The organism is Porcincola sp. LCP21S3_C12 (assembly GCF_052118625.1).
Lineage (GTDB): Bacteria > Bacillota > Clostridia > Lachnospirales > Lachnospiraceae > Porcincola.
The window spans coordinates 13,927-37,101 of sequence record NZ_JBQKGW010000016.1 but is presented as its reverse complement, the minus strand read 5'-3'; the positions used below and the strand labels follow the sequence as shown (position 1 = coordinate 37,101).

Sequence of the window (23,175 nt, the reverse complement as noted above, 5' to 3'; positions counted from 1 at the left end):
ACCCAATTAAGGTAGGATAAAGCGGTAAAAAATCAGGAGGAAACGGAAGATGGAGAAGCCGGTTGTCGGAATTGTGATGGGCAGTGACTCGGATCTGCCAGTCATGTCGAAAGCTGCGGCGATTCTGGAAGAATTCGGAGTCCCGTATGAGATGAGAGTCATATCCGCTCACAGGGAGCCGGATGTGTTCTTTGAGTACGCAAAGGGCGCGGAGGCAAGAGGCCTGAAGGTGATCATCGCCGGTGCCGGCATGGCAGCCCATCTGCCGGGGATGTGCGCGGCGCTGTTCCCGCTGCCGGTCATCGGTGTCCCTCTTTACTCAAAGACGCTGGGCGGGGAGGACAGTCTGTACTCGATCCTTCAGATGCCGTCCGGCATTCCGGTGGCAACGGTTGCGATCGACGGAACAAAGAATGCGGCGCTTCTCGCCGTCCGGATGCTGGCCATCAGCAGTCCGGCGCTTCTGGAAAAGCTGAAGGCGTATGCCGGAAAGCAGTGTGAAGCCGTTCAGAAGAAGGATGCAAGGTTGCAGGAAGTCGGGTACAAGGAGTACTGATACGGGAGAATAGGGGGCCTTTATGGATTACAGAAGCGCAGGGGTTGACATCGAGGCGGGGTATGAGTCTGTCAGGCTGATGAAGCAGTTTGTCGCACGCACCATGAGACCGGAGGTCATGACCGACCTTGGCGGCTTCTCGGGTGCCTTTTCGATGGATGCGGTGAAGGGAATGGAACACCCGACGCTTCTGTCCGGGACGGACGGTGTCGGAACGAAGCTGAAGCTGGCCTTCGTGATGGACCGCCATGATACGGTTGGAATCGACTGTGTTGCGATGTGTGTCAACGATGTGGCCTGCGCGGGCGGGGAGCCGCTGTTCTTCCTGGACTATATTGCGTGCGGGAAGAATCATCCGGAGAAGATTGCGAAGATTGTCTCGGGTGTGGCGGAGGGCTGCGTCCAGTCCGGCTCGGCGCTGATCGGCGGTGAGACGGCAGAGATGCCGGGCTTCTACCCGGAGGATGAATATGACCTGGCCGGCTTCTCGGTGGGCGTGGCAGATAAAAAGGACCTGATCACAGGCGCGGACATCCGGCCGGGTGATGTGCTGGTGGGGATTGCCTCCTCCGGCGTGCACAGCAACGGTTTCTCCCTGGTGCGCTCCGTCTTTTCCTGTGATGAAAAGACGCTGGGCACCTATCATGAATCGCTCGGCGCGACGCTGGGAGAGGTGCTCCTGCGCCCGACGAAGATCTATGTGAAGGCGCTTCGGAGTGTGAAGGACGCGGGCGTGAGAATCAAGGGCTGCAGCCATGTGACGGGCGGCGGTTTCTATGAGAATGTGCCGCGCATGCTGCCGGAGGGCGTGAAGGCTGTCATCCGGAAGGACAGCTACGAGGTTCCGCCGATCTTCCGCCTTCTTCAGAAGGAGGGGGATATCTCCGGGAAGATCATGTACAACACCTTCAATATGGGCATCGGCATGGTGCTCGCCCTGGATCCGAAGGATGCGGATGCCGCGATTGAGGCGGTCAGCCGTGCGGGCGAGCGCGCGTATGTCATCGGATCGGTTGAGGAAAGCATGCAGAAGTGCGCGGAGGTCATCTGAGCAGCCTGCGAATCAGGCAGAAGATGGCCCGCCACACCTTCATCCAGGTCCGGGCGGGCTGACGCTCTTCCGCATGGGCATATGATGAGGCAGGCCAGGGAACAAGCCGCGGGCGGCGGCAGGAAGGATGAGGAGACGGCGGTGTTCAAGATAGCGGTACTGGTTTCCGGAGGCGGGACAAATCTGCAGGCCATCATCGATGCCATCGATGCGGGGACAATCACAGATACAGAGATCGTGCTTGTCCTGTCCAACAACGAGGGCGCCTTTGCGCTGGAGCGGGCACGCAGGCGCGGGATCCCGGCAGCGGTAGTTTCACCGAAGTCATATGCATCCAGAACGGCCTTCAACGAGGCGCTTCTGGAGTGCGTGCGGGATCGTCAGCCGGATCTGGTCGTGCTGGCCGGGTTCCTCTGTGCGATTCCGGATGAGATGGTCGAGGTGTACAGAAACAGGATCATCAATATCCATCCGTCTCTGATCCCGTCCTTCTGCGGAAAGGGCTATTACGGACTGAAGGTCCACGAGGCCGCACTTGAGCGCGGCGTGAAGATCTCGGGGGCTACCGTTCATTTTGTGGACAGCGGGACCGATACAGGACCGATTATCATGCAGAAGGCGGTTGCCGTGCTTCCGGATGATACGCCGAAGTCGCTTCAGCTGAGGATCATGGAGCAGGCGGAGTGGAAAATTCTGCCGAGGGTGATTGATCTGATCGCGCACGGGAAGGTGAAGGTGGACGGCCGGAAGGTGACCGTCCTGGAGCAGGAGGAGGGAAGCTGTTCGCAGAAAGGGAGCCAGGTATGAAAATTCTGATTGTAGGCAGCGGCGGAAGAGAACATGCGCTTGCATGGAAGATTTCGCGTAGCAGCAGGGTTGAAAAGATTTACTGTGCGCCGGGGAATGCTGGCATCGCAGAGCTTGCAGAGTGCGTGCCGATCGGTGCGATGGAGTTTGAAAAACTGGCAGACTTTGCCTGCGGGAAGAAGATCGACCTGACGGTCGTCGGCATGGACGATCCGCTTGTGGGCGGAATTGTCGATGTCTTCAAGGCCAGAGGCCTTCGCGTGTTCGGGCCTGAGAAGAAGGCAGCGATCCTGGAAGGAAGCAAGGCGTTCTCGAAGGATCTGATGAAGAAATACCACATTCCGACGGCCGCATATGAGACCTTTTCGGACAAGGAAGCCGCCATCGAATATCTGAAGACGAAGGCCGCCTTCCCGATCGTCCTGAAGGCATCCGGTCTTGCGCTCGGCAAGGGCGTCCTGATCTGCCAGAACCTGGAGGAGGCGCTCCGCGGCGCGGAGGAGATCATGGGTGAAAGGAAGTTCGGCGATGCCGGCAGCCAGATGGTCATCGAGGAGTTCATGACCGGTCATGAGGTTTCTGTCCTGACCTTCTGTGACGGGAAGACCTTCCGGGAGATGTCCTCCTCGCAGGACTACAAGCGCGCCGGAGACGATGACACCGGGCTCAACACAGGCGGGATGGGGAATATCTCCCCGAGCCCGTTTTACACGGATGAGGTCCGTGCCTTCTGTGAGGAGAAGATTTTCCAGCCGACCGTGGATGCGATGCGGGCGGAGGGAAGAGCATTTGTCGGCGTCATCTTCTTCGGCCTGATGCTGACGAAGGACGGGCCGAAGGTACTGGAGTACAACTGCCGTTTTGGCGACCCGGAAGCCCAGGTCATTCTCCCGCGGATGGAGAACGACATCGTCGATGTCTTTGAAGCCTGCATCGACGGGCGGCTGGATCAGGTTGAGCTGACATTCAGAGACGAAGCTGCCGTCTGCGTCATGCTTGCATCCGGCGGCTATCCGGTGAAGTACAGAAAAGGGCTTCCGATCAGCGGACTTGAGCATTTCCGGGGAAAGGAAGGCTGCTTCTGTTTCCATTCCGGAACCGCGCTGAAAGATGAACAGGTGGTTACCAATGGCGGAAGGGTGCTGGGAATCACAGCGCTTGGAAAGGACCTCAAAGAGGCACGGGAGCGCGCCTACAGGGCTGTCTCCGAGGTCAGCTTTGAGGATGAGATGTATCGTCGGGATATTGGCAAGAAAGAGATAATGGGGGAATAAACAGACATGAAATGCGGACGGAAGACGGCCAGAGGGCTGATGGCGCTGGTTGCTGTCATCGTGCTGACTTTCAGCATTCAGCTGGCAGTGTGGGCGGAAGGCCAAAGCGATGACAATTCACTTTCCAGCCTTGGGATTACGACACAGGGTGTGACGGTGAGTCCTGATTTTTCATATGATCATCTGACTTATGATGTGGTCGTCCCGGCAGGAACCACCGAGCTTGAGTTGGATCCGGTTCTGTCCAACCCGAACGCGACCATCAACAGCATTAACGGAACGACGCTTACAAATGGATCCGGCACGGTCACCATCACGGTCACAGCGCCGAGCGGTGCCATGACGGCGTATACCCTGAACGTGACGACCGCCGCTGACACGAATGTGGATCCGGCGACAGCCATTTCGGAGAAGGAATCCCAGCGCGCTTCGGAGACGCAGGCGCAGACCCAGTCTGAGACGCAGCCGGTCACGGAGACGGAGGATTCGCGCTATGTCAAGGTGGACAAGAACACACTGAAGGATGCGGAGGATACCATATCCAGGCTCCAGAGCGACCTGCAGGTGTACAAGGACAGAAGCCATACCTTCACATATGTGATCTACGCGCTGATTGCGGGCTGCGTTGTTCTGCTGTTTCTGGTTGTGAATCTCCTGATCCGGAAGAAGGACATCGCTGCCGAGCTGAATACCTACAAAAAGCAGCGGAAACTTCCGGAGGGCTTCGATGATACCGGCGATGTGATCCCGCAGGATGGCTGGCTGGATGATGAGCCGGATGAGAGGGCTTCGAGGAAACAGAAGAAGAACAAAAGAGGGATGACCGTCCCGAGCTACGGCGAGACGGACGACCTGATCATGGACGTTCCGCCGGTGGCGCCGGGGGCGCGTCAGAACGCTCAGACGTCCTGGACGCAGCAGCAGGTCGGAACCCCGGTCATGATGCCGAAGGAATATACCCCGTACAATGGATATGCGAAGACCGGCGGGCAGACGAAGCCGGAAGGCGGGCGTGGAACGCAGGGCGCCGGCGGTGCTTCCATGGATGAGACAAGGCGTTACAGTGTCCTGCAGCATGCGGAAGGGCCGAAGAAGACGCCGACACCGGGGGATCAGACGATTGTCCTTCCGGGAAAGAAGCTGACAAGGGCAGAAAAGGCCGCTGCCAGAAGGGCAGAGAAGGAAGCCAGAAGGGCGAAGAAGGAAGAGCAGGAAAGCAGATGGAGGAAGACTCCGGCACCGGGAGAGAATCCGTATGCCGTCCGGCAGGGGTATCCGGGCGTGATGCCGGCGCAGGGACAGTCACATGAACCGGCGGTTCAGCCATCACAAAAGCCTCAGGCTCCGGCACAGCCGCCGCAGGGACAGCCGTCCGTACAGATACAGAGCCAGCCGCCGCAGGGACAGCCATCCGTACAGACGCAGGGACAACCGTCGCCTGACCGCCTCAGTCCGGATCAGAAGGAGGACGGCGTCAAGGTAGACATGATCGACCTGTAAGTGTCTGAAACGGGAACAGACAGGCAATCAGAAAGACAGGATATGGATACAATCCGTAACAACAAATATACGAAGCCGGCAGAACTTGCGCTGAAGGAAGCGCGTAAGCTGGCAGAAAAATATCATGTGCAGAGTGTCGGAACCGAGCACATCCTGCTGGGTCTTCTCTCCCGCAGCGAGGGGACAGCCGCGGTTGTCCTGAAGGACTGCGGCGTCACACAGGAGAGTCTCTCGGACCTGGTGGAGAAGCTGATCGGAGAAGGCAGCGCGGAGACGACGGAGAAGGACAGCTATACGCCGCGGGCCGTGGCGGCGCTGAAGGCCTCCGGCGTGCAGGCAAGGTACTTTTACTCCTCTGATATCGGGACGGAGCATATTCTGCTGGCACTGATGCGGGATATCGACTGCAACGCGGCAAAACTGCTGCATACGCTGCATGTCGATTTCCAGGAGATGTACCAGCGGATTCTCGACATCATCGGCGTGCCCGATGATATGGCGGCCGATTATCTGTCCAACGTTCTGCAGACGGCACAGGGACAGACGGGCGCGACCCCGACGCTGGACCAGTACTCGCGGGATCTGACGGAGGATGTCCGGTCCGGCAAGATCGACCCGGTGGTCGGCCGGGAGGAGGAGACAGAGCGGATCTGCCGCATCCTCTGCCGGAAGACGAAGAATAATCCCTGCCTGATCGGAGAGCCGGGCGTGGGAAAAACTGCGATCGTCGAGGGACTTGCCCAGCGGATTGTCCGGGGAGATGTCCCGGACCCGCTGAAGGGAAAGCGGCTGGTCATGCTGGACATTGCGGGGATGGTCGCCGGCGCCAAGTTCCGGGGAGATTTTGAGGAACGCATCAAGGGTGCCATGCAGGAGGCGGCGGACAGCAGCGATGTGCTGCTTTTCATTGACGAGATTCACACCATCATCGGTGCGGGGAGCTCGGAGGGTGCGCTGGACGCGGCGAATATCATGAAGCCGATGCTCTCGCGCGGAGAAATTCAGGTGATCGGGGCGACCACGGTCGATGAGTACAGAAAGCATATCGAGAAGGATGCCGCACTGGAGCGGCGTTTTCAGGCGATTCTGGTCGAGGAGCCGACACCGGAGCAGTGTGTACGGATTCTCGAAGGGATCAGGCCGGCATACGAGAAGCACCATGAGGTGAAGATTTCGGATGAAGCGATCGAAGCCTGCGTAAGGCTGAGCAGACGGTATGTGACAGACCGGTTCCTGCCTGACAAGGCGATTGATCTGATGGATGAGGCCTGCTCCAGGCGGCAGCTTCAGTCCTATTACCAGAAAAACGGGCAGCCGGAGAAGGAGACGGGGGATCTTGCCGGCCTCAGAAGAGAACTGGAAGCAGCCCTGTCGGCGGGTGATCTTGAGAAGGCGAGGGAAATCCACGCCGGAATCGAGGCACTGGAGAAAAAGGCGGCCCGGCATACTCAGGGCGCCGGCGGACGCGCGCGAACCGTCACGGCGGAGGACATCGCCGTCACGGTCTCCGAGTGGACGAAGATTCCGGTCACAAGACTGACAGAGAGCGAAAGCAGGAAGCTGGTTGGCCTGGAGAAGACACTTCACAAGAGAATCGTCGGCCAGAATGAGGCCGTCGAGGCGGTCAGCAGGGCCATCCGACGCGGACGCGCGGGGCTTCGGGATCCGAAGAGACCGGTAGGTTCATTTCTCTTCCTGGGGCCGACCGGGGTCGGAAAGACGGAGCTTTCAAAGGCGCTGGCGGAGGCAGTCTTCGGCAGTGAGAAGAATATCATCCGTGTCGACATGTCGGAGTACATGGAGAAGTTCGACGTCTCGAAGATGATCGGCTCGCCGCCCGGCTATGTCGGGTACGACGAGGGCGGACAGCTGTCCGAGCAGGTGCGGCGGCATCCTTACTCTGTTGTGCTGTTTGATGAGATCGAGAAAGCGCATCCGGACATATTCAATGTGCTGCTGCAGGTGCTGGATGAAGGGAATTTCACAGACGCGCAGGGCAGGAAGGTTGATTTCCGCAATACGGTGATCATCATGACATCGAACGCCGGAGCGCAGCAGATTATTTCCCCGAAGAAACTTGGATTTGGCAATGGAAACGATGAGCAGGCGGACTATGAGGCGATGAAGAGCTCCGTCATGGGAGAAGTAAACCGCATCTTCCGACCGGAGTTTCTGAACCGGATCGATGACATCATCGTTTTCCATCCGCTCCGGAAGCCGGAGATCCGCCAGATCGCGGATCTGATCATTAACAGACTGATCGAACGGGCAAAGAGTCAGACAGGAATCATTTTGAAGGTGAAGCCGGCTGTCCGGGACTATATCGCTCAGAAGGGCTTTGATCCGAAGTTCGGCGCACGTCCGCTGAAGCGGGCTGTTCAGAGTGAGATTGAGGATACACTTTCTGAGGAGATCCTGCAGGGCGGCGTGAAAAAGGGAAAGACCATCTTCTGTGATTACCAGGATGGGAAAATCACCTTCCGGCAGGCACCGGACAGGGAAAAGAGCAGGAAGACAGGAAAGCCGGCGCAGTCAGAAAAAGTCAGTCAGGCAGACCAGGAAACAGAGTAAAGACAGAAAAGACAGAAAAGGTACGAGGAAAGGAGCCATTATGGCAGTCGTAAAGGAACTGATCAGACCAGAGGAAGACGGAAGCATCAGCTTCGGAGATTATGAGCTTTCTCAGAAGACCAAGAAGAGTGACGTGGAGGTTCACGGGGACAGCTACAAGGTCAAAACCTTCAGAGAAGTCACAAGACTTGAGTGCAATGACATGCTTGTATATGAATCCGAACCGGGAACCGCGGTCTCTCATTTCCAGGAAGATGAGACGGGCGTGACATTCAGGGTGGAAGGGCCTGAGGATGCGCAGATTATTCTGGGACTGGCCGACAATGCTTCCTATCGCGTCTGCATCGACGGAGAAGATCAGGGCATTATGGAAACCGGCATGGGCGGAAAGCTGGTTCTGTCCGTGGAGCTTCAGGCAGCGGGGAGCGTGCTGGTTGAGGTAAAGAAGGACTGAGAAAGTGTCCGGCGGCGGAGCCTGCCGCCGGACAGTGACAGGCAGTGGGGAGACTGTTTCGGAGAACAATATGGCAAAAGGAAAAGAAACGGCATTCTTCTGTCAGAACTGCGGCTATGAATCTGCAAAGTGGATGGGACAGTGCCCGGCATGCCACGAGTGGAATACCTTCGTGGAGGAGCCGGTTGCACAGGTCGCATCCACTTCGTCTTCAGGAATAAAAAAGCCGACGGCGGGCGTCGTGAAGTGGGAGACGCTGGGGGACAGAACAGGGAAGACAGGTGCATATTCACTTCGTTCCGGAAAGCCGGCGGCCATTCCGCAGGGCGGGACAGGTGGCGCGGAAGGCGCATCCGATGCTGCATCCGGCTTCGGCAGGCAGAAGGAGCCGCTTTCGGCCTCGGCGCGCCGTACTTCCCGGTCGAAGGCGCTTCCGCTGAGCCGCATCACGGCTTCCGATGCGGAACGGGTCTCATCCGGCATCGGAGAGATGGACCGGGTACTCGGAGGCGGCATCGTGCCGGGCTCGCTGGTGCTGGTGGGCGGCGATCCGGGTATCGGAAAGTCCACGCTTCTTCTTCAGATGTGCAGAAACCTGACAGATGAAAAGCAGATGGGCGGATTTCCGGCGCGCGTGCTCTATGTTTCCGGAGAGGAATCCCAGCAGCAGATCAAGCTGCGCGCAAACAGGATGGGAGACTTTTCGGACAGCCTGCTGGTGATGTGCGAGACAAATCTGAGCGATATTCAGGAGGCGATCGCCGTTCTTGAGCCGCAGGTTGTCATCATCGACTCGATCCAGACAATGTACAGCGAGACCGTTTCCTCGGCTCCGGGTTCGGTTTCCCAGGTCCGGGAAGCGACGGGCGTCCTGATGCAGCTCGCCAAGGGACTTGGCGTCACCATCTTCATCATCGGCCATGTGACGAAGGAGGGAGCGGTCGCCGGGCCGAGGGTGCTCGAGCATATGGTCGATACGGTCCTGTATTTTGAAGGAGACCGGCATGCCAGCTACCGCATCCTTCACGCCGTCAAGAACCGTTTCGGCTCCACCGACGAGATCGGCGTGTTCGAGATGAAAGGAAATGGGCTTCGCGAGGTCCTCAATCCATCGGAATTCATGCTGGAGGGGCGGCCGGAGGGCGCCTCCGGCTCTGTTGTCGCCTGCTCGATCGAGGGAACACGGCCGATTCTGATCGAGGTGCAGGCACTGACGGCGCCTTCCAACCTTGCGTATCCCAGGCGGACAGTCGACGGCGCGGACCTGAACCGGGTGAACCTGCTGCTGGCGGTGCTGGAGAGGCGGCTGGGGCTTTCGCTGTCCCAGGCGGACGTCTATGTGAACATTGCCGGAGGAGTCCGGATGAAGGAACCAGCGATTGATCTGGGCATCATCATCGCGGTGATCTCCTCCTATAAGGATATCGTCATCGATCCGCGGACACTTGTGTTCGGAGAGGTCGGCCTGTCCGGAGAGATCCGATCGGTTAGTCAGGCGCCTCTGCGCGTGCGAGAGGCGGAAAAGCTTGGTTTTTCAACCGTGATCCTTCCGCAGGCGTGCATGAAGAGTGTCGGCCGGACAGAGGGAATCCGCCTGATCGGCGTCCGGACGGTCCGGGACGTCGTCGCTGCAGTCAGTGGCAGGTCATAACCGTTACCAGTAGCGAGTTGAGCTTTCTGTCACAGGATTGTGATGATCAGACAGGAAGCATGCAGAAGCAGGAAAGGATATATATGGAGTTTCAGGCATCCATTAATGGAATCAGGGGAACCGTTCAGTATCGGGATGAAGATGTTCAGAAGATTTTCATCCCGCTTCTTGAAAAGTGGAAGGCGATGCAGGAGAGGAAGGGACGCAGGGTCCTGGTCTTCCTTGCGGCGCCTCCAGGGACGGGGAAGAGCACACTTCTTGCGTTTCTTAGAGAGCTGTCACGTGGGAAAATTCTGACGGGAGTGCCTTCCACGGAAAGGCTGACGCCAATCACCACAATCGGGATTGACGGCTTCCACCATTACCAGACTTACCTGGACACGCATACGACCGTCCGGGACGGGCAGGAAATCCTGATGGCGAAGGTGAAGGGTGCGCCGGAGACATTTGACAGGGCGCTTCTTGAGGAGCGGATCCGGAAGGTTGCGGCCGGGGAGGACTGCAGCTGGCCGGATTATGACCGCACGATTGAGAATCCGAGAGAGGATGTATTCCGGATCGACGCTTCCAGTAAAATCGTGGTGCTGGAGGGAAATTACCTGCTGCTGGATCAGCCGGGCTGGCGGGATCTGAGGAACTACGCAGATTTCACGATGAAACTGGTTGCGGATGAGAAAGTGCTCAGGGAACGGCTTCTGGAGCGCCGGATTCGGACGGGTACACCGCGGCCGGAGGCCGAACGGTTTGTCGATTACAGTGACATGGCAAATGCGCGGCTGGTGCTCCGGCATTCACTGGACGCAGATCTGGTCCTGGAATCCGGGAGGGATGGATTCCGGGTTGTCGAAGGCGGCTTTTCCGGGTGAATAGACAAAGTCTGTGCATGCCGGCGCGGGATGACGCGGCTTTGTATCAGCGCTGCATCATGTATTTTCTCTGTTTGCCGGGAGCCTGCCGGAGAGCAGAAGCAGCGCGGCGCCGGAGGCAGAGACGACCGACCCGCACAGCAGCATGGAAAAGACGCCGCCGTGGTCCAGAAGGAGTCCTGCCGTCAGGTTGCCCAGAACGTTGCCGAGCGTGAAGACGGCGGTGAAGAAGGCCTGGCCTTTGACTTTGTCAGACGGGGCCATCGTTTCGCTGATATAGTAGACGGAGGAGACGGACAAGAGTCCCCAGCCGAGCGGCTGAATCAGCTGCACGGGATAGAGGAAGCCAATCGTGGGAGCCAGGAGCGTCAGCAGAACCTTGAGCGTGAAAAAGATACCGGAAATCCGGAACCAGAAGGGATCCGGTCTCCATGTCCGGAGTTTCCCGTAGATCAGCATGACGGTCAGCTCCAGCAGGGCTGCGACGGACATGAGGTTTCCCATGCTGCTGCTTCCGGCCCCCTTGCTCTCTACGATCTGCAACAGGTAGTTATTGATGTAGATGTGCCCGATGAAGACCGGCAGCAGTCCGGCGAGCGCTATGGCATACTGCGGATAGCGGGTGAAGAAGGAGAAGATGCTGCCTTCGGCGCGGGAACGTGATGCTGCCGGGAGAGTCTCTGACTGTGCAGCACCATCATTTTTTCCGGAAGCGTCGCCGACCTGCTGACTGTGCTTCTGAACCTTCGGATAGGCAGCGGAGGCCAGAAGCAGAGCAGAGGAGGCGGCTGCGATACCGGCCGGTACAAGAACAGGGCCAGTATGCACGGAGAATTGTCCAAGCAGGAAAGCAGCCGCCATATAGCCGGCGGAGCCGAAGGCTCTCGAAAGGCCGAAATTCAGGCGCCTGCCGGCATCGATGCTCTCAGCGCCGATTGCATTTAAAAACGGCTGCTGCAGCAGCATAATCAGGTAGGCCAGCAGGTAGATCACGGAGACGGCTGCCGCGCCTCCATGATAGAGAAACGCCAGCAGAAGGGCACAGGCCAGGAGCAGGGCAGACATCAGCATCATCAGGAAGCGGACGGACAAGCTGGAAGACTTGTCAGCAAAGGCTGCCAGAAGAGGCTGAATCAGGGCAGACAGAAGTCCTCCCGCCGCCAGCAGGAGTCCAATCTGAGAATTGGTCAGTTTTGCCCCGAGAAGAAAGAAACTTGCATAGCCTGCCGTCACCGCCATGTTCATCCAGTAAAACATCTGCAGGCGTGCATAAGGGAATGTCAGGTCCCGGGAAGCCCGGGCACGATGCTTCATGGTCATATAGGATCTCCCTTTTTTCGTTGATGAAATTCTGTTTTCGATTATACCCTGCCGTGTTTCAATTTACAAAAGTCTTACCGGAATTCCTCTGAAATCAGATAGCACTTTACAGACAATTTTGATATCCTCCTTGCTGTTAGCTGATTATTATAAACCATTGCTTACAGAAGGAGGAATTCATGAAAAGAAACGGTACCAGATTTGCTGCAATGATCCTGACCGGTGCGATGGCGGCGATGGCTGTCCCGGCGGTCTCCTATGCAGGGGATACAGACAAGGTCAAGATCGAGTACTGGCACTGCAATTCCGAGGAACAGGGCGGCAAGACGGTCGATGAACTCGTCCAGAAATTCAACGAGAGCAACGACCACATCGAGGTCACGGCAAAATACAACCCGGATATGTACAAGGGCCTGATGCAGAACCTCCAGGCAGAGGCAGCGACCGGCAATTATCCGGCAGTTGTGCAGATTGGCTGGGCGTTTCTTGATTATTTCTCCAACAATTTCTCATATACGTCTCCTCAGGACGCTATCGACAAGTTTGATTCTGAAGATTCTACCTTTCTTTCCGACAATTTTCTTCCAAATGTCCTGAACCTCGCTGTCAACAGCAAGGGTGATCAGGTTGGTATTCCGTATTCTCTGAGCAACCCGGTTCTCTACATCAACAAAGACCTGCTGAAGGAAGCGGGGATCAGCGAGGATGGACCGACAACCTGGGAGGAAGTCGAGCAGTTTGCGAAGGCAGTCAAGGAGAAGACCGGAAAGTACGGCTTCTATATGCAGGAGCCGGCGGACTTCTGGGCACAGCAGGCGCTGATCGAGAGCAACGGCGCCTCCATGCTGACGAAGGATGCGGACGGGAAGGCGCAGGCGTCATTTGCCTCCGATGAAGGCGCTGAGGCCATGCAGCTTGTGGCCGACATGGTGAAGGACGGGTCAGCGCTTCATGTTGGCTGGGACGAGGGCTGCCAGAGCTTCATCGACGGGAACTGCGCGATGCTTTACACCACGATCGCCCGGAGAGCTTCTGTACAGGCCGGGGCGAAGTTTGATGTGGCAACGGTCAAGTCTCCTGTCTGGGAAGGGAAGGACAGAAAGGTTCCGGCCGGCGGATGCTTCCTGGCCATCACCGCGCAGGGCGATGACCAGATTCAGGCAGCGTGGGAATTCGAGAAATATCTCTACAGCGTTGAATCGATGGCAGCCTGGACGATCGGTACCGGGTATGTACCGCCGAGGAAGGACGTTGCGGATGCGGAAAACGGTCTGAAGGACTTCCTGGCTGAGAATCAGATGATGAACGCGGCAATTGAGCAGATGGATGGTGTCGTTCCGTGGACAGCTTTCCCGGGCGATGCGGGACTTCAGGCGGAGCAGCTCCTGCTTGATATGAGAGACCAGATTCTCGGCGGTCAGGCTTCCGCGAAGGATGCGATGACATCGACACAGGATCAGATCAATGAACTGCTGAACGCACAGTAAGCGACAAAGATGTCTGTGATGGGGCCGTTTCCGGGAGGGGCGGCTCATCACAGGTTTTCAGGATGGAGACAAGAGACAAGGAAGAGGATTGCGCTCATGGAAGATCAGAAAAAGCAGGGTGTTCTGGGATATGTGTTCCTGATTCCGTCACTTGCGGCATTTTGCGTGTTTATGTTTTATCCGCTCATCTATACGGTTTATCTGAGTTTCTTTGACTGGAACATGATACAGCCGCAGAAGAAATTCGTCGGATTTCAGAATTACGTCACGCTGCTCCGGGATCCGAATACCTGGAAGATTCTCGGGAACACCTTCTGGTATATCGTGATTCTGCTGATCCTCAACTGGGCGCTGCCATACCTGGTTTCCTTTGTCCTGTCGTTTGCCGTGAGCCGGCTGCGCGGATTTTACAAATCAGCTCTGTTCCTGCCCAGCATTATCTCACTCGTCGTCGGGTCGATCCTGTATACCTGGATCCTGAACCCGGTGTCGGGGCCGGTGGCGATTCTTCTGAAACCGCTGGGCATCCGTCTTCCCTTCTGGACCAAAACGGACGGCTGGGTGATCGCCGGACTGTGCATCATCACGACGTGGAAGACATTCGGCTACAACCTGATTGTGCTGCTGGCGGGGATCTCGGGAGTGTCGCCCGAAGTGATCGAGGCAGCCAGGCTCGACAACGTTCCGCTCAGGCGCATCTTCTTTGATATCGTTGTTCCGATGAGCTCCGCGACGGGGATCTATGTGTTCATCATCACGATCGTGCAGGGACTTCAGTATGTGTTCACACCGATCAAGGTCATCACGCAGGGCGGACCGAACTACGCCAGCTCGAACCTGATCTATATGTCCTACCATAATGCATTCACATTGTTCAAAACAGGGACAGCGTCCGCGGCGTCCGTTCTTACGATGCTGCTTTTCGTGGTTCTTCTGCTTCTGGAATTCCGCTTCGTTGAAAGGAACGTCTACTATGAGAACTGACCGTGCAGACAGGGCGGGTTCCGTCCAGGCTACAGGAGTGAACGGGGAGCTGGCGGGTGCAGCAGAGAAAGCATCCGGAAACAGAGGAGCAGACCGGATACAGCAGGGATGTGAGACAAGCCGGGCCGGGGCAGCCGGGTGGCACGTGTTTCTGATTCTTTATACAATCCTTATCCTGTTTCCGATTGCCTTTGCGGTGTCGAACTCCTTCAAGACTTCCTCCGATGCCTACAATACGATCCTGGAGCTGATTCCGCGCAGACCGACACTGGACGGGTACAGGCAGGTGTTCGCGAAGCTCCCATTATTCAGAATCGCCCTCAACACCTTCCTGATCGCGGCCTCCGTGACAGTCTGCAAGACCCTGACCTCCCTTCTGGCGGCATATTCGTTCGTCTTCTTTCAGTACAGGGGGAAGAAGGTGCTGTATTTCCTGATGCTGATCACGATGTTCGTGCCGTTTACGGTTACGATGATCCCCAACTATCTTCTGATCACGCAAATGGGGCTCCGGGACAATATCTGGGGCGTCGCGCTTCCGCAGATGGCCGATGTGCTCGGGATCTTCCTGCTGCGGCAGGCGATGAGAGGAATTCCAAAGTCCCTGGTCGAGGCGGCCAAGCTGGACAACATCCCGGATCTGAAGATTATGAAGGACATCATCATGCCGCTTGTCCGCCCGGCAGTCATCTCGACGGGCATCATCTTTTTCATCAACTCCTGGAATGAGTATGTCTGGCCGGTGCTGATTCTGAAGTCAGTGGAACACTACACACTCCCGCTGGCGCTTCAGATGTACATCAGCGCGGAGGGCGGGACAGATTTCCCGCTGGCGATGGCAGTGTCGGTGCTGACGATGCTGATCCCGCTTGTGCTGTACCTGATTTTCCAGAAATACATCATCAGTACATTTGCCATGACAGGCGTGAAGGGCTGAATCATGAAGAATCTTACACTGGAACATGTTCATAAGGAATACGGGAAGACAACGGTCATCGAGGATCTGAGCATGGAGATCCGGGAGGGTGAGCGGCTGATCCTGCTCGGACCGTCCGGCTGCGGAAAGTCGACGCTGCTTCGGATGATCGCCGGGCTTGAGCCGGTCACAGGCGGAACGATCCGGATGGGGGACAGAATTGTCAACCATGTGCCGGCGGGCAGACGGAATGTATCCATGGTCTTTCAGAACTATGCGATCTACCCGCACATGACCGTCCGGAAGAATATCACCTACGGACTGAAGGTCAGTCATCTGGACAGCGCAGTCATCGAACGGCGCCTGGACGAGGTGCTGGATATGCTGCGGCTGACAGAGTATGCGGACAGAAAGCCGAAGGATCTGTCCGGCGGTCAGCGGCAGCGCGTGGCGCTGGCGCGGGCAGTGGTCAAGCAGGCTGACTATTTCCTGCTGGATGAACCCCTTTCCAACCTGGATGCGCAGCTGCGGATGCATTCCCGCAAGGAGCTGGTGAAAATCCATGAGAAATATCATCCGACCATGATCTATGTGACGCATGATCAGGTGGAAGCGATGACGGTCGGCCAGCGGATTGCACTGATGAACGCGGGCAGCATCGAGATGCTGGACACACCGGGAAACATCTATCATTTCCCGGCCAATGTGTTCTGCGCCAGATTCATCGGATCTCCGCCGATGAACATCATCGAGAAGGTTCCCTACAACCGGGAATCGCTGGTGATCGGGACATCGCGCGTCTATCTGCCGGATGAATGGCGGACAGAGGTTGTCGAACAGCATCCGGATTCCACCTATACCGTCGGAATCCGCCCGGAACATCTGAAGCTGATCCGGACAGGACGGGGTGAGTGGGAACGCCAGGATCAGGACGCGGACCTGGAAGGAGAGACGGCTTCCAGCCTGATCCGCGGTCAGGTCCGGTATATCGAAAACTACGGAAATCAGGCGGCGGTGTACGTCCGGCCGGAGGGACTGACACAGGATCTGGTGGTGATGGAAAATGGCCGTCCGCCGAGGGAAGGCGAGCTGGTATCGCTGAAGATCGATTTCAGAAACTTCCATCTGTTCAGCCCGGAGGATGGAAAAAGCCTCGGCTGGCCGGTTTCCTGCAGGCGGGAGGTTTCTGAAACCGTCATGGAAAATGGAGGACCAGATGAGTATCCTGCTCAGCACGAATATGTACAGCACGAAGACATTTCCGAGAATTCAGCGGTATCTGGATTATTTCCAGGGGGCCGTGGGAGTCGAAGTCTTCCCGCTTTTTCACGACCGGGACTTTGAAGCGGAACTGAATCGACTGTTTCCGGAACTGGAGAAGGTTCCGGTAACCTTTCATGAGCCGTACTATCAGGCAGACCACACTGCACCGGAAGGCTCAGAGGTCTGTGAGCGGACAGATGAGATGTTTCAAAAGACCGTCCGTGCAGCCGAAAAGCTGAAGGCCAGGCATATCGTTTTTCACCACAACAACTGCAGGGTGCCGGATGACCCGTCTTTGAGAGCGCAGATGCTTGAAAGATCCTGCCGGCAGTATCGGAAGGCGGAAGAGATGGCGATGCAGGCCGGTATTCCGGTTCTTGTCGAGAATGTCGGCGTCCATTCCAGGGGGAATGTGCTGCTTGATGAGGAAGCGTTCATCCGGCTGTGCAAGGAGGAAAAGTACCCGGTTTTGATTGATATCGGGCATACGCACGCCAATGGCTGGGACATCGGCCATGTCTGCCGGGAACTTTCAGGCCAGATTCACGCCTATCATCTGCACAATAACGACGGGATTCATGACAGCCACCGGCGCATCCATGACGGCACACTTGATTTTGATCGGTTTCTGAGAATGGTCAGAGACATCGGAAACCCCGTGGATCTCGTTGTGGAGTACGCGGCACAGGTGGAACCGGATGAGACGGGAATCCGGGCAGATCTGGAAGAGCTGCTGAAGTGGGCGGAATAAAAACTATATCGAACCAGTGAGCTGGCAGCCGGGAAACCGGCTGCTTTTTCGTGAAGGCGGCCTGTCATCATCGAGTGCGGCGCACGAGATGACGGCAGAGCCGCCGAATCGGGCAGGGCAGAGCCCTGGCATTGCCTGATAACACGATTTCGCATATACTGAGGGTGTTTTATCACGTGGTGAAGCGCGGAGAAACCAGCGCAGGGAAACCGGCGCAGAGAAACCGGCGCAGAGAAACCAGCACAGATGAACAGCCCCTGCGCTGGATGGTTAGAAAGCTGCTGTAAGGGAGGTGGACGGCATGATCAGTCTGAATGATTATCTGTATGCCGGGGATACGGTCCTGAAGATATTAAGGCGGTATTCGGCGGACCTTGGCGCGGACGCGGAAATGCGCATGCAGGGATGTGTCCCGGATGGCAGTCAGACGGTGGATACAGCGTTCGGACGGGCCGCCATCGACTTTCAGCACAGCCGTTTCCTGGAGGGAATCCTGTATCAGCTGGAACACAATGACTTCCTGACCTTCCAGTCCAACCGGATCCGGGAGTTCTACAAGTACATGGCCTCCGAATATCCTTATTTAGCCTTCACCTTCAGGGGCAGGATCAAGTCCGTCATCCGGTCGGAGGAGAAGTTCAACGGGTACATCACAGAGTATATCTACGACTACTACGTGAAGCACCATACGTTTCCGCCGATCGAAGGGCTGCAGAGGCAGCTGAATCATTTCCGGGACTTCATTGCATACCGGATTGTGCTGTCCATGCCGGCATGCCACCTGCGCCCGGGACAGGACAGGGAACAGGAGGAGATCCGCTATCTCTATGAGATTGCCAACGCCCTGCCGGCGTTCCTCGAGAAGCGGTCGTTCACGGCAGAGCCGGCCATTCGGCGAGGCGGGGAAGCGGCTGAAGACGGAATCGAGGCTGCCGGCGGCAGATCCGGGGCGGCTGCAAGCCTAGAAGGAGTGCTGTCCTGCGAGACGCCTGAAGAGACAGTTTCCGGCAGCATGCCTTCTGGCCTGAAACCGCAGGTTCGCCCGTACTACCGGGATTATGTCGCGCACCCGAAGGAGTCCGGATACCGGTCGCTTCACATCGCCTTCTTTGACGAGGCAGCGTCCAGTTATATCGAGGTGCAGCTGCGTACCCATGAGATGGACAATTTCGCGGAGATCGGGACAGCGAACCACAGCCAGTATGAAAAAGAGCAGAACATCATCCGGCGCCGCAGGGGCGCAGTCCCGGAGGGGGCATGTCCGCTGTTCGACGAAGCATACGAGCGCGGCATGGCACTGCAGTGTCTGGATCTTTCAAAAATTGACGTCAACATGTTCACCGCATACAATAACGAACTCATGAATGACGGCTGCGGTCTGTATCACGGCAGGCTCATTCTGCCGTTCGAGCACCTTTCCCGGTTCCAGAACGACCTGGTTGGGTGAGAAAAAAGATGCTCAGTGATCCGTGCTGTCCTTCTGCGGGGGCGTTTCAGACATGTGGCTGAACAGCTCGTTGAGATAGATGCTGTAGGCATCCGCGGAAGCAACCTGCCACAGCAGCATATAAGCTTCCTCAGGGGAGACAGGGCTGGATGGAAAACCATCCTGAGGCCTGTCTCCTTTTTTATTGCAAGAACCCTGTCCTTCCTCCCTTTGCTCTTCGTATGCCATGTATGCACCCTGCGGCTGCATGAATGCGCTGACCTGGCCGCTGTCCATCACCTTCTGATTCCAGATACTGTCGAGCAGATAGTCAAAATCCGCCTTGAAGGCTGTATAGCTTACCTCCATCGAACCAAGTTCCACTTGCATCCGGAAGAGCTTTCCGATATTGTCCATGCTCAGTACCTGTTTGCTGACGGCAATGAACAGAAGCGCGGCAATCTGTTCCCGGTCATACTGCTTTTTCACCGGTCGGCGCAGATAGCCCAGCTTCACATAATTGCTGATCATGGACTTGGTAAGCTCGACGCTTCGGAAAGCGGAGAACGTATCGTTGATATACTTTAATGTCTGCTCCAGGTAAAGCCCGACGTTCGGGATTTCCTGGTAAGCAGGAAGCTGGAATTTCAGCATGGAAGTCTGCTCCTGTTCGATCGAAATTTAAAACGGCTATTTCCTTCATTCTCGGTTCCCATCATAACATAATCATCACAATCCTGTAAAACGAATATACAAGCCTTGCAAGCAAGTATGAAAATCCTGTGAACGGTTTATTAAAAACTTGACATGCAGAGAGAACAATCTTATCATAGGCATATCGGTTGTGAATGAAGTTGTGAATGAAGAAGAAAATATGATATGAAACGTGAAATGGAAAGCGCCTTCCGAAAGAGGAGGCGCTGAAAGGAGGAGACGGTTATGACGATTCGAAAGCTGAGAGAACCCGGAAGCGCGGTGACACATCTGGTTGCACTGATCCTGACACTGGCAGCAGCAGGACCGCTGATTCGTGTGGCAGGATTTACACCGGACAGAAAAGCCGCTCTGACCGTCTTTGTGTGGAGCATGGCAACCCTGTACCTTGCCAGTACGCTCTTTCATGCCATCTGCGCCAGCCCGCGCTCGTCACTGCACCTTCAGCGGTTTGACCACGCGAGTATCTATCTGCTGATCGCAGGAAGCTACACACCGATCTGTGTCATATCCCTTGACAAACCGTATGGCTACGAACTTCTGGCAGTCATCTGGACAATCGGCCTGGCCGGCATTCTCGCGACGTTGTTTGTCCGCCATTTCCCAAAGTGGATCTCCGCGGTGATCTACATCGCGATGGGATGGATGGCTGCCTTCTCGCTCCCGCGGCTGGCGGGCTGCCTTTCGACGCCCGCCCTGTCCTGGCTTGTCGCCGGCGGCATCGTTTACACCATCGGCGGCATCATCTATGCCCTGAAGATGGAGAACTTCAACCGCCGTCATCCGAACTTCGGAAACCATGAGATCTTTCACCTGTTTGTCATGGCCGGGAGCTTCTGCCACTTTGTGATGATGTTTCTTCTATGAGAGGGGGACCGCAGGCCGGATGTCCACAACTCCGGATTTGGTCAGCGTATCCGAGAATGCGTAGGCGTTGCAATCTCCATTCAGGTTCAGATACAGGTGATCCAACAGGTTTTCGTTGACAATCCATGCCATATGAATCTGTATACTTTTTCCTGGGGCCAGTGACGGGATATAATTTCCTCCATTGCCATAATCCTCGTAAACATCGGAATAGGCCATCGTTTCCGTATTAGAAACGCCATCCCAGTTAACATAGTCGCAGTCCGTTCCCGACAGCTTTGCCGGGTCCGTTATCTGATACTGGCCGCCTTTGTGATCCAGAAGCATCAGGGTGCCACAATACAGAATGTGGCGAAGCTCATGGTCTGTGTTGTTGGTACAGGTTATGGTTACATAGACGAGTTTCTGCTTCACGCTTTCTGTTTTGATGACCTTGTCTGCGGTGTCGATTCCGTTGCCGGACTGGATGTAGTAGAGCATGTTGTCTTTGATATGACTATCCGTGTCAACGGCAGTTTTCCATGATTCCGGGATCCTGTCCGAATCTTGTTCGTCTCGGTAATCACAAGATGATCTGCCACTTTGAAGGCATCTTCCCTTGATACGTCGTCCCCGATGAATATGGTAATGATGCGGTATTCCTCCGGACACAGAAGATAGATTCTCTGATTGAAAATCCGGTTGTCCTTGCTGTCCTTGTTGATCTTGAGGTCGTGATACTGAAGATATACACCCTCGTACCTGCCGAATGTTCTCTTTTCATATTTTATTGTAGACGGGAATGAAATCCGGATGATGAACTTTGCTGTGTATGCGCTGAAGCGCCTGCAGAATCAGATGAAGGGAGAAGCGGTAAAAGCTGATTTTTAATCTGAGGATGACATTGCGGAGTGGATCACGAAGTCCAGAAGAGAGAAAAACGCGCAGTGAAGACCCAAGAATCATAAGTGTAAGGGACTTCCTGTCACGATAACAAAACAGGCCGGAACCACGGAGAAAATCCGCAGTTCCGGCCTGTTTTTGGGTGCTGCCTGAGATCTATATAGAATAAACGATTAACTGACATGCCGCAATAACCAATGAAATGAAAGCTTTATAAAAGGGGCGCATGACTTGAATATTGCGATAGAAATGTCCAAAACAAGGGTAAAGGCGTCAGAGATGGAACTATCAGAAGATAATACCGTCAAATTGCATAACGTATACTTGAATAATATGGCAAAAACGTCATATTGACAATACTTGATATGGAAGACTATGATATCAACAGCAAAGTTAATCGATTAACCTATCACGATACATTCTTTATGTTCTGAAGGGGGAAATCCATGATGAGGAAAAAACTTGTCTCAATCGGACTTGCAGGAACACTTGCGGTCAGTATGTTTTCCGGATCTGCACTGGCTGCATCCACAGAAGGGTCATCTGAAGCTGCCGGCACGGGTGAGAGCGTAACGCTGGCAGTCTGGAATGAGCCAAACAAGGATGACGCGCTGAATATGTACAAGCAGTGCGAGAAGGCAACAGGCATTCAGGTTGATGTGACCGTTATTCCGGAAAGCGATTATTCGTCCAAACTGAATCAGATGGTTGCCACGAAGGACTCATCCACGGATATCTATGTGGTATGGGAGACCGATATCAAGAATTTTGCGGAGACGGGCGGCATCATCAATCTGGATGACGATCTGAAAAATTCATCCATTAACACAGGGGACATGATCGATGCGGTCTCAAAGCTGACGGAAGGACTGGGCGGAACCTATGGCCTTCCATGGTGCGCAGCTGCGGAAATTATGTACTATAACAAGGACATGTTTGACGCGGCTGGAATCGATTATCCGACGAATGACTGGAGCTACGAGGATTTCAAGGCTGCGGCAGAGAAACTGACACAGAAGAATGAGGATGGGACGACCGCTGTCTATGGCATGGATCTTCCGAACACCCAGACGTGGTGGGCCGGGATCGGCGGTGCCGGCGACCAGGTATATGATCCGGAAAGCGGAAAGCTGGTGATTGGAGATGGTGCCGTTTCGTTTGTAAGCGATTGTGCAAAGATGGTGAAGGATGGAATTATGCCGGAACCGTCTTCTGATACCTCAGATCTTTTCGGCGCTGGGAAAGCGGCTATGAGCTGGCAGGGAACCTGGATGATCGGAAGCTATAAGGATACACTTGGGTTCAATTGGGATATCGCGACGATTCCAACCAATAAGGTCAAGTATAATACCCTTCACACTGGCTTTTATACCATCAATGCAAATTCCGAAAAACAAGATGCGGCCTTCAAGGTTATCGAGTATCTGATGGGAGAAGAGGGCCAGACGATTAATTCCAAAGCCTCCGGCAATATGTCTGCCATCAAGTCGATCGCGGCTGAAGGTGCTTGGAAGGTGGAAGGAGCTCCAGTGAAAAACTGGGATGCAATCACAGACGCTCTCGAGTCAGGTGTATTCGGGTATACTTGCCTGCCAGCCGGAGTAACCAGCAACGCGGTATCAGAATTTGACAATGCGCTTCTGGGACAGGAGTCCCCGGAGGATGCAGTCAAGAACGCGTCGGATTATGCAGCTGAGACGATTGGGTATTAATTCATCCCGGTCAGATAATGGAAGTGCTCAGAGGGGCGGGCCAGGGTGAAGACCCGCTCCCCTTTTTTATGAAGGCGACTGCTCATGATCGAGTGCGGAGCACGAGATGACAGTGGAATCGCC

20 protein-coding genes are annotated in these 23,175 nt (G+C 55.7%); 17 read left to right on the top strand and 3 right to left on the bottom strand.

Translation table 11 applies throughout. The features are described from left to right. Nucleotides 1–49: 49 nt before the first annotated feature. The 9 genes from purE (at nt 50) to ACTQ1N_RS09280 (ending at nt 10,730) form a co-directional block, all read left to right on the top strand. Nucleotides 50–556, top strand: a complete 507-nt coding sequence (gene purE, locus ACTQ1N_RS09320; RefSeq protein ID WP_441956492.1) for a 5-(carboxyamino)imidazole ribonucleotide mutase — start codon at nt 50–52, stop codon at nt 554–556. Between the two features lie 22 nt (nt 557–578). Then, nucleotides 579–1,607 (top strand): phosphoribosylformylglycinamidine cyclo-ligase, encoded by a 1,029-nt coding sequence (gene purM, locus ACTQ1N_RS09315; RefSeq protein ID WP_441956491.1) that lies wholly within the window; start codon nt 579–581, stop codon nt 1,605–1,607. A gap of 141 nt (nt 1,608–1,748) precedes the next feature. Then, nucleotides 1,749–2,414 carry a phosphoribosylglycinamide formyltransferase gene (gene purN, locus ACTQ1N_RS09310; protein WP_441956490.1) on the top strand — a complete coding sequence of 222 codons (666 nt, stop codon included), beginning with the start codon at nt 1,749–1,751 and terminating at the stop codon, nt 2,412–2,414. After that, complete coding sequence (purD, locus tag ACTQ1N_RS09305) at nt 2,411–3,688, top strand: phosphoribosylamine--glycine ligase (RefSeq protein WP_441956489.1); 1,278 nt, start codon at nt 2,411–2,413, stop codon at nt 3,686–3,688. Before purN ends, purD begins: the two co-directional genes overlap by 4 nt. A 6-nt stretch (nt 3,689–3,694) precedes the next feature. Beyond that, on the top strand, nt 3,695–5,188 hold the full coding sequence (locus ACTQ1N_RS09300) for a cadherin-like beta sandwich domain-containing protein (protein WP_441956488.1): 1,494 nt from the start codon (nt 3,695–3,697) through the stop codon (nt 5,186–5,188). Between the two features lie 42 nt (nt 5,189–5,230). Next, nucleotides 5,231–7,759 carry an ATP-dependent Clp protease ATP-binding subunit gene (locus tag ACTQ1N_RS09295; RefSeq protein WP_441956487.1) on the top strand — a complete coding sequence of 843 codons (2,529 nt, stop codon included), beginning with the start codon at nt 5,231–5,233 and terminating at the stop codon, nt 7,757–7,759. Between the two features lie 40 nt (nt 7,760–7,799). Further along, on the top strand, nt 7,800–8,213 hold the full coding sequence (locus ACTQ1N_RS09290) for an endosialidase (protein WP_441956486.1): 414 nt from the start codon (nt 7,800–7,802) through the stop codon (nt 8,211–8,213). A 70-nt stretch (nt 8,214–8,283) separates the two neighbouring features. Beyond that, the gene (gene radA / locus ACTQ1N_RS09285) at nt 8,284–9,864 is read left to right on the top strand and encodes a DNA repair protein RadA (protein ID WP_441956485.1); all 1,581 of its coding nucleotides are present in this window, start codon (nt 8,284–8,286) and stop codon (nt 9,862–9,864) included. An 83-nt stretch (nt 9,865–9,947) separates the two neighbouring features. Then, nucleotides 9,948–10,730 carry a nucleoside/nucleotide kinase family protein gene (locus tag ACTQ1N_RS09280; protein WP_441956484.1) on the top strand — a complete coding sequence of 261 codons (783 nt, stop codon included), beginning with the start codon at nt 9,948–9,950 and terminating at the stop codon, nt 10,728–10,730. A 57-nt stretch (nt 10,731–10,787) separates the two neighbouring features. On the opposite strand, the gene ACTQ1N_RS09275 is transcribed toward ACTQ1N_RS09280, so the two are convergent. Then, the gene (locus tag ACTQ1N_RS09275; RefSeq protein ID WP_441956483.1) at nt 10,788–12,044 is read right to left on the bottom strand and encodes an MFS transporter; all 1,257 of its coding nucleotides are present in this window, start codon (nt 12,042–12,044) and stop codon (nt 10,788–10,790) included. Nucleotides 12,045–12,277: 233 nt separating this feature from the next. On the opposite strand from ACTQ1N_RS09275, the gene ACTQ1N_RS09270 reads away from it, so the two are divergent. The 6 genes from ACTQ1N_RS09270 (at nt 12,278) to ACTQ1N_RS09245 (ending at nt 18,898) form a co-directional block, all read left to right on the top strand. Then, the gene (locus ACTQ1N_RS09270; RefSeq protein ID WP_441956517.1) at nt 12,278–13,537 is read left to right on the top strand and encodes an ABC transporter substrate-binding protein; all 1,260 of its coding nucleotides are present in this window, start codon (nt 12,278–12,280) and stop codon (nt 13,535–13,537) included. Between the two features lie 96 nt (nt 13,538–13,633). Continuing rightward, nucleotides 13,634–14,521, top strand: a complete 888-nt coding sequence (locus ACTQ1N_RS09265; protein ID WP_441956482.1) for a carbohydrate ABC transporter permease — start codon at nt 13,634–13,636, stop codon at nt 14,519–14,521. After that, nucleotides 14,511–15,458 carry a carbohydrate ABC transporter permease gene (locus ACTQ1N_RS09260; protein WP_441956481.1) on the top strand — a complete coding sequence of 316 codons (948 nt, stop codon included), beginning with the start codon at nt 14,511–14,513 and terminating at the stop codon, nt 15,456–15,458. Before ACTQ1N_RS09265 ends, ACTQ1N_RS09260 begins: the two co-directional genes overlap by 11 nt. A gap of 3 nt (nt 15,459–15,461) precedes the next feature. Further along, the gene (locus ACTQ1N_RS09255; protein ID WP_441956480.1) at nt 15,462–16,781 is read left to right on the top strand and encodes an ABC transporter ATP-binding protein; all 1,320 of its coding nucleotides are present in this window, start codon (nt 15,462–15,464) and stop codon (nt 16,779–16,781) included. Beyond that, the gene (locus ACTQ1N_RS09250) at nt 16,738–17,451 is read left to right on the top strand and encodes a sugar phosphate isomerase/epimerase family protein (protein ID WP_441956479.1); all 714 of its coding nucleotides are present in this window, start codon (nt 16,738–16,740) and stop codon (nt 17,449–17,451) included. The genes ACTQ1N_RS09255 and ACTQ1N_RS09250 overlap by 44 nt, the downstream gene beginning before the upstream one ends. Nucleotides 17,452–17,752: 301 nt before the next feature. Then, nucleotides 17,753–18,898 carry a guanosine polyphosphate pyrophosphohydrolase gene (locus ACTQ1N_RS09245; RefSeq protein ID WP_441956478.1) on the top strand — a complete coding sequence of 382 codons (1,146 nt, stop codon included), beginning with the start codon at nt 17,753–17,755 and terminating at the stop codon, nt 18,896–18,898. Nucleotides 18,899–18,910: 12 nt separating this feature from the next. On the opposite strand, the gene ACTQ1N_RS09240 is transcribed toward ACTQ1N_RS09245, so the two are convergent. After that, on the bottom strand, nt 18,911–19,531 hold the full coding sequence (locus ACTQ1N_RS09240; protein ID WP_441956477.1) for a DUF1836 domain-containing protein: 621 nt from the start codon (nt 19,529–19,531) through the stop codon (nt 18,911–18,913). A gap of 285 nt (nt 19,532–19,816) precedes the next feature. Here ACTQ1N_RS09240 and trhA point away from each other — a divergent pair, with 285 nt between their 5' ends. After that, nucleotides 19,817–20,458, top strand: a complete 642-nt coding sequence (gene trhA / locus ACTQ1N_RS09235) for a PAQR family membrane homeostasis protein TrhA (RefSeq protein ID WP_441956476.1) — start codon at nt 19,817–19,819, stop codon at nt 20,456–20,458. Here trhA and ACTQ1N_RS09230 read toward each other — a convergent pair. After that, nucleotides 20,453–20,938 (bottom strand): hypothetical protein, encoded by a 486-nt coding sequence (locus ACTQ1N_RS09230; RefSeq protein WP_441956475.1) that lies wholly within the window; start codon nt 20,936–20,938, stop codon nt 20,453–20,455. The genes trhA and ACTQ1N_RS09230 overlap by 6 nt on opposite strands. Before the next feature lie 848 nt (nt 20,939–21,786). On the opposite strand from ACTQ1N_RS09230, the gene ACTQ1N_RS09225 reads away from it, so the two are divergent. Then, nucleotides 21,787–23,052 (top strand): ABC transporter substrate-binding protein, encoded by a 1,266-nt coding sequence (locus ACTQ1N_RS09225; RefSeq protein WP_441956474.1) that lies wholly within the window; start codon nt 21,787–21,789, stop codon nt 23,050–23,052. Nucleotides 23,053–23,175 lie beyond the last annotated feature (123 nt).

Bases quoted from the DNA above. Each gene is read 5' to 3' on its own strand.
- ACTQ1N_RS09275 (WP_441956483.1), bottom strand. From the start codon at position 12,044: ATGAAGCATCGTGCCCGGGCTTCCCGGGACCTGACATTCCCTTATGCA.
- purM (WP_441956491.1), top strand. From the start codon at position 579: ATGGATTACAGAAGCGCAGGGGTTGACATCGAGGCGGGGTATGAGTCT.
- ACTQ1N_RS09280 (WP_441956484.1), top strand. From the start codon at position 9,948: ATGGAGTTTCAGGCATCCATTAATGGAATCAGGGGAACCGTTCAGTAT.
- ACTQ1N_RS09225 (WP_441956474.1), top strand. From the start codon at position 21,787: ATGATGAGGAAAAAACTTGTCTCAATCGGACTTGCAGGAACACTTGCG.
- ACTQ1N_RS09245 (WP_441956478.1), top strand. From the start codon at position 17,753: ATGATCAGTCTGAATGATTATCTGTATGCCGGGGATACGGTCCTGAAG.
- trhA (WP_441956476.1), top strand. From the start codon at position 19,817: ATGACGATTCGAAAGCTGAGAGAACCCGGAAGCGCGGTGACACATCTG.
- ACTQ1N_RS09260 (WP_441956481.1), top strand. From the start codon at position 14,511: ATGAGAACTGACCGTGCAGACAGGGCGGGTTCCGTCCAGGCTACAGGA.
- ACTQ1N_RS09295 (WP_441956487.1), top strand. From the start codon at position 5,231: ATGGATACAATCCGTAACAACAAATATACGAAGCCGGCAGAACTTGCG.
- ACTQ1N_RS09230 (WP_441956475.1), bottom strand. From the start codon at position 20,938: ATGCTCTACTACATCCAGTCCGGCAACGGAATCGACACCGCAGACAAG.
- ACTQ1N_RS09255 (WP_441956480.1), top strand. From the start codon at position 15,462: ATGAAGAATCTTACACTGGAACATGTTCATAAGGAATACGGGAAGACA.
- ACTQ1N_RS09300 (WP_441956488.1), top strand. From the start codon at position 3,695: ATGAAATGCGGACGGAAGACGGCCAGAGGGCTGATGGCGCTGGTTGCT.
- ACTQ1N_RS09270 (WP_441956517.1), top strand. From the start codon at position 12,278: ATGGCGGCGATGGCTGTCCCGGCGGTCTCCTATGCAGGGGATACAGAC.
- ACTQ1N_RS09240 (WP_441956477.1), bottom strand. From the start codon at position 19,531: ATGCTGAAATTCCAGCTTCCTGCTTACCAGGAAATCCCGAACGTCGGG.
- purD (WP_441956489.1), top strand. From the start codon at position 2,411: ATGAAAATTCTGATTGTAGGCAGCGGCGGAAGAGAACATGCGCTTGCA.
- radA (WP_441956485.1), top strand. From the start codon at position 8,284: ATGGCAAAAGGAAAAGAAACGGCATTCTTCTGTCAGAACTGCGGCTAT.
- purE (WP_441956492.1), top strand. From the start codon at position 50: ATGGAGAAGCCGGTTGTCGGAATTGTGATGGGCAGTGACTCGGATCTG.
- ACTQ1N_RS09290 (WP_441956486.1), top strand. From the start codon at position 7,800: ATGGCAGTCGTAAAGGAACTGATCAGACCAGAGGAAGACGGAAGCATC.
- ACTQ1N_RS09265 (WP_441956482.1), top strand. From the start codon at position 13,634: ATGGAAGATCAGAAAAAGCAGGGTGTTCTGGGATATGTGTTCCTGATT.